The organism is Segatella asaccharophila (assembly GCF_054687055.1).
The window spans coordinates 1-6192 of the sequence record NZ_BAACAN010000043.1; the positions used below are offsets into that span (position 1 = coordinate 1).

The window sequence follows — 6192 nt, forward strand, 5'->3', positions numbered from 1 at the left end:
TGCTCCCGAGTGTCAGAGAAACCGTTTTCGCATTAAAAACATCCGATAGGACAATCTGATACTTACGTGCTCTATTTCCAGGCCACCTTAATGTTACGACAGTAGTGTCCCGTGGGTGAAGCCATCCGACCTTTCCAGTATAACGAGTCACGGGCAAGGATAACCTCCCCCATTTCTGGTTTGTCTTACAACTATTTTTCGCATTACAGGAAGCAGAAAGCAACACAGCCATAAGAAACAAGAAGAATCCCCCGGCATATTGATTAACGATACACTTATTTATTTTGGTATTCATGATTAAAGTTTAATCCATCATATATTATATCCAAATGCTATTTTACTTTAGAAAACAAACATAAAAGAGCAGCACCATATAAATATTCTCATACGATGCTACTCTTCAAGCAATTAACAATCACCAGACAACACCTTAACCTCTACCATTCAATAGCCTGATCCTGGTCAGGTATCAAAGTATTGATCTTACGTTCCAAGGTATACATCCCTGTTGCATCATAACGAACCGGATTATTTGGATCCGACGTTATATCCGAATAGCTGTAATTAAGCCTTAGAATGACATAATAATGTTCCAGATACGGACTCTGCTGATCCATGATTTTTTGGATTTCATACGTACAGTTACCCGTTGTAGTCAGATTAAACTTATTATCAGGATCACCTGGATTTAAAGTAATATTACCGGTAATCGTACTGTCAGCCTGCATTGTACCTGGTTCAAACTTGATATTGATCTTGTACAGGTTTCTGTCCGGATCTTCCTCCCATACTGTCCCTGCATAAACAAAGATCGTATTCTCATCCACTACCTTAGCAGTACGAGTATCCACAACAGCCGGATTATTTGTCTCTCCATGAAAATAGATATTCATGGCCGTTGCAGAATAAACGCCCGAATAATCATTAAACAGGTTGATATTCAGCAGAGCCTTATCCCGTCCGTTATAGCGGTTTTGTTTATAAGCCGAATTTGCCTCAACAGTCAGAGGAAGCACCCAGTTATTTACAAGATCCAAACCGGTAAAATCAAAGGCAATCGGGAATGTCTGCACTGCAGTACCCGCAGGAATATGGCAGATATTCGAGGGGAACTTAAAATACTGTTGAGGAAGCTGATGGTAATACAAATCTGTCCGGTCATTATACTGTTCAGTATTCAGGATGGCCAGCGTATCATTATCCACCCCGATATTTACATCAAGACCGTGCTTGCTATTTTCTGTACCGCTGACAATGACCGGAAGGTTAAAAGTATCTTTCCCGTTTGTTTTATAACGGAGATAGACATCATAAACTCCATTACTATTAACAGGCGCTTTAAAGGAAATCATCTGGTCATACAGCTCACCTTGGAAGTTGTCGGTACAGGATGCTACAAATAGTCCCAAACCCAACAGACAACCTAATAAATATGTTTTCTTCATAATCTGATTCTTCTAATTGAATTATTCATAACTCTTCCAGCCTGGAGCTTGTGTCAATTTATTATCACGCTTCAGTTCTTCTTTCAAAATAGGCCAGAAATACATTTTATGAGAGAAGGCACACTGCAGATCCGGCACACGAACCGGCACATAGTACAGCGCAGCATGATCAGCCGTCATCAGCGTATTACAGCCATAGACCTGCTCACCCTCTTCCTTCGGAGCATCTTTCCAGCGTCTTAAATCATAGTAGCGTTGATTTTCGCCCATAAATTCCACCTGACGTTCATGTTTTAGTTTTATACGAAACGCACTCTGGCTTGCATAGGTAGCGTCATCATAATCCGGAACGCCTGCACGCATACGGACCGGCTTGATCCCTCTGCGCATCTCCTCAACATCCCTCTTAATCGAGTAAGTTGCGGAGCCGTCCCAGGATGAAATCTGATAATTCTGCGTCAATTCATTCAACGCCTCTGCATACATCAGGAGGATATCCGCATAGCGAATGGTCGGCTCAGCTTTCGGAGTCACACTTCCATTATCCGTATTGCAATCATTCGGATTAACGAACTTCATCATTCCGATACCTGTTGGTATCCACCGCTCACTGGAATTAGAACGACCGTCAGCCTGTCCACGATAATACCATAATTGACGATTCCTAAAATTCGCATCACGTGCACTTGCACAAGGCCACACACATCCATTAAAAGCAACAGAGGCATAGAAACGAGGCTCCCGGTTAGCATATTCCATCCATACGCCATTTCCTAAATGATCATAAGGATGTTCTGCAAGATTACTATTACTAGTAAACTCTTTCGGAGCCTCATCACGGTCAAACGAAGTCCCGTCTGCCATATCGTATGCATCACACTGCTTCTGGGTCAGTCCGTGACAATTATATCCTCCTGCAGAACTTGGCAGAGCATGCAAGACTAAAGCTGTTATTCCATTTCCACTATTTCCATCATTATCTGCATCATTGACACCACGAGTAAAGATCAATTCAGGATCCTGTGCAGCCAGAACATCCCCATCAAAAATGGCACGATAGGATTCAAATGGATCAATATCGCCCCATCCATCCGGGAAATTCTTATTTGAATATTCCGCATTATAGGGAGGTGTTATCGTGCTCGGATAAGCATAATCTGAACTAATCTTCTTGTAAGCAACATACAGGCTGTACTGTTTCAGATTGATCACATCCAAGGCAGCCGCCGCAGCCCTTGCCCATTTACTCTCGTCATAAATCTGATTGATTAAAGGATTACCCTTGTCATCCACAAAATCAGCCTCATCTTTATTCCCATTAGCAAGTGGACTGGCATCATACAGATAGACTTTTGCCCTGACAGCAAGTGCTGCTCCCTTAGTCGGACGTGCTATCTGAGTGGTTGACCGAGTAGCAGGTAATTCCTTAGCTGCCTGAACCATCTGATTAGCAATATAATCTGTAACCTGATCATACGTACTACGCGGGAGACTCAGTTCATCATAGGATTTCGTATAGTCAGCTCCATTATCAGGCAGAATAGGACATGGACCGTAATGCCGCAAAAGCAACCAGTAAAAATAAGCTCTCAGAAAACGCGCCTGGCCTTTGATGTCTGTACGCTCTTCCTCCGTAAATTTCGTATTTTTATCAATATCCTGTATCAATACGGATGCTTGTCTGATACCATCATACGAACGAGCCCAGGCCTGGGTGGTAATACTTTCATACTGCCCAAGTTTATACTGTTGGTAATAAACCCCATTATTTCCTTCATTGAAAACTATATCATCGGAGAAGTTCGTAACATTGTTATTTGTATGTCCCATCTCCATATTGTCGCCTAAAAGATTGGCATAACAATAGGACAACCACTGTTCCGTAAAATCTTTGTCCGTAAAAATTTTATCTTCTGTCTGCAGATTTTTGAAATTCTTCTCCTCATCCAGATAGTCAGAACAAGAAGTGAACAACATTCCGGCTCCTCCAATGAGCAAACCGAATAAGATAATTTTATTTATTTTCATAATACACATATTTTAGGTTATAAGCTGAGTGTAAGTCCAAGTGTCAAGACCCGTGAAAGTGGATAAGCCTCACCCGTTTCACTTGACAGCTCAGGATCCCAAAGCTTAAACTTTGAGAAAGTCAACAGATTGGTACCCATGAAATAAAACCTTGCATTGGTTATATGCAGATGGATCAAAAGTTGTTTAGGAATAGTATAGCCTATTTCCAGATTCTTCAGCCTTAAATACCGCCCATCACGCAGCCAGTAAGTTGAATTCTGGTAATTATTCGAATTCCATCCATAAGTCAGGCGAGGGTACTTGGCATTAGGATCTTCATTGACGCCCAGCTCCCAATACTTGCCAATGACATCCTGTAGAATATTCCCATATTGTTTATTGGCAAAAGCATAGGAAAGATAACCTTTCTGGAAGAAGGATGATTTTCCAGCACCTTGGAACAAAACATTAAAGTCAAAGTTTTTCCAGGCTAATGACAAGCCAAAACCATACATCAGATTAGGAGTTTTTGCATCGCCAATCGGACCCATATCATTACTATCTATGATTCCGTCACCATTGACATCCTTGTACTTGATGTCACCGGGAGCAACATCACCGAACGTCTGCTTCGGGCTATTCCGGATATCGTCATAACTCTTGAAAAGGCCCAAGGCGATATACCCCCTTGCCTGATTGATACTGTAGCCGGTCTGGCAGGTATAAGGATAACGGCTATATTCCTCATCATATTCCAGAATCTTATTCTTACTGTAAGTCATATTAGCCCTTAAAGTCAAATTGACCTCTCCTATTTTTTGTTTTAAAGCAATATTTCCATCAACTCCTTTATTAGATACCTTTCCTATATTCGCAGCAGGAGACTGAGTCAATGTATTCAAGCCAATGTAGTAAGGCAAATAGGAACGCGACTGATAAATACCGCTACGTTGCTCGTCGTAATAATCCACCGTACCACTAATCTGATCATCAAAAAACGAGAAATCAACACCAATATCCTTCTTATGCGCCATCTCCCAAGTTATATAAGGAGACGAAATCCTGGCGTAGGTAAGTCCCTGATAAGACGTACTGCTTGTAGAACCCTGCATGATATCCTGATACTGATAGCTGTAATTTTTTAATGACTGGAATGTAGACTGATACGGAAAACGGGTAGTCCCAAGATTATCATTTCCGACCTTACCATCAGAGAAACGGACCTTCAGCATATTCATCCAAGGCAGATTTTTCTGAATCCATGGTTCCTCTCCAATATTCCAGGCAACTGAGAAAGCAGGGAAAAAGCCATATTGGTGATGTCTGGCAAAATTCTCCGATCCGTTATAACCAAAATTAAAATCTGCAAAATATCGCTCTTTGAATCCGTATGTAATCTGACCGGCCATTCCCTGGTGGCGGTAATCTATATTCTGAATATAGTCACCACTCGTGTTTTCTGAAGTATTAACCGTCCGGTCAATTGTATATTTAGCTACAGCCCCTACCGTATGAGAGCCAAATATACGGTTATAATGCAGTTCAGCCTCTAACGTCTCCATACGTTGCCCGTAGGAATGTGATGTCAAAGTCATCAAATGTTGATCACAAACTTTGGTAAAGACTATATTTCCATTATCATCACGATTATTGTCAGCAGTCCACTGTTCCGGCCATTGGGCATGCCGATTATATTCGCTGTCATTTGTATCGTATCCAAAACGACCAAAGAAACTAAGTCCCTTGGTAATAAAACCTAAATCCTGATTAAGGTTTAAAGTCAACTGAATCTTGTTTTTCCAAGTTTCTGCATATCCCTCCTGAGTGGCAAAAACCCACGGATTTGTCCGGAAATCAGTCCCTTGAGCCTGGTAATAACCATTTGAAAATTTTACCGGAACAATAGGAATCTGCCCTAACAATGATGTCCAAATATTATTACCTGTTGCCGGACTATTCTGGGCATCCAGAGACCCTGAAACGCCCAGGCTCAGCAAGGTTGTTTTTGTAATATTGACATCTGTATTCATCCGGTAATTCCAACGATGATAGTCCGCATTAGTATTATGCTCCTTCTTAAGGTCCTTATCCACCTTATAGATACCCGATTCATCCACATAACTTCCGGATAAGAAATAACGGGCAAGGGAACCACCCCCACTGACACTCATATTTGCACGATAAGTAGGAGCACCCTTCTTAAGAAGCAACTTCATCCAGTCGGTATTCGCATACAAATCCGGATCCAGTCCAGATTTAAACAGATTAATATCACTTTGAGTCCATGCTGGTTCTTGATTTCTTGCAATTAAAGCCTGATTTTCCAATTGCGCATAGGTTACGCCATCAATTGGTTTTGGTGTCATCGTACGGGCACTATATGAAGTTTCTACCTTCGCATTGATATTTACCTTGCCCTCCTTGCCATGCTTGGTCGTAATCAAAATCACACCATTTGCACCACGGGAGCCATAAATAGCCGTAGCAGAAGCATCCTTCAGGACCGTAATTGACTGAACATCTTCCACATTCACATCATTCAAATCACGCTCAAAGCCATCTACCAAGACCAAAGGGTTTGAACCTCCTCCGAATGTAGAAAGACCTCTGATCCAGAATTCCGACACATTGCTACCAGGCTGTCCAGACGACATCTGTGCAAAAATTCCCGGGACATTTCCCGCCAAAGCATTGGAAAGACTTGCCGTCGGAGTCTTCAGCTGATCGACATCAACAG

At 41.8% G+C, this 6192-nt stretch carries 4 protein-coding genes; all 4 read right to left on the reverse strand.

Going from position 1 to position 6192, the window contains the following annotated elements:
• Positions 1-295 (reverse strand): hypothetical protein (locus ACYRYG_RS13085; RefSeq protein WP_460198455.1); only part of this gene is annotated, 295 nt, incomplete at its 3' end.
• Positions 296-437: 142 nt separating this feature from the next.
• Entirely contained in the window at positions 438-1445 is a 1008-nt protein-coding gene (locus ACYRYG_RS13090) for a DUF4973 domain-containing protein (protein ID WP_460198456.1), read from the reverse strand.
• A gap of 21 nt (positions 1446-1466) precedes the next feature.
• Positions 1467-3473, reverse strand: coding sequence for a RagB/SusD family nutrient uptake outer membrane protein (locus ACYRYG_RS13095; RefSeq protein WP_460198457.1), 2007 nt, complete (start codon positions 3471-3473; stop codon positions 1467-1469).
• A gap of 17 nt (positions 3474-3490) precedes the next feature.
• A partial coding sequence (locus ACYRYG_RS13100; RefSeq protein WP_460198458.1) for a SusC/RagA family TonB-linked outer membrane protein occupies positions 3491-6192 on the reverse strand: 2702 nt, incomplete at its 5' end.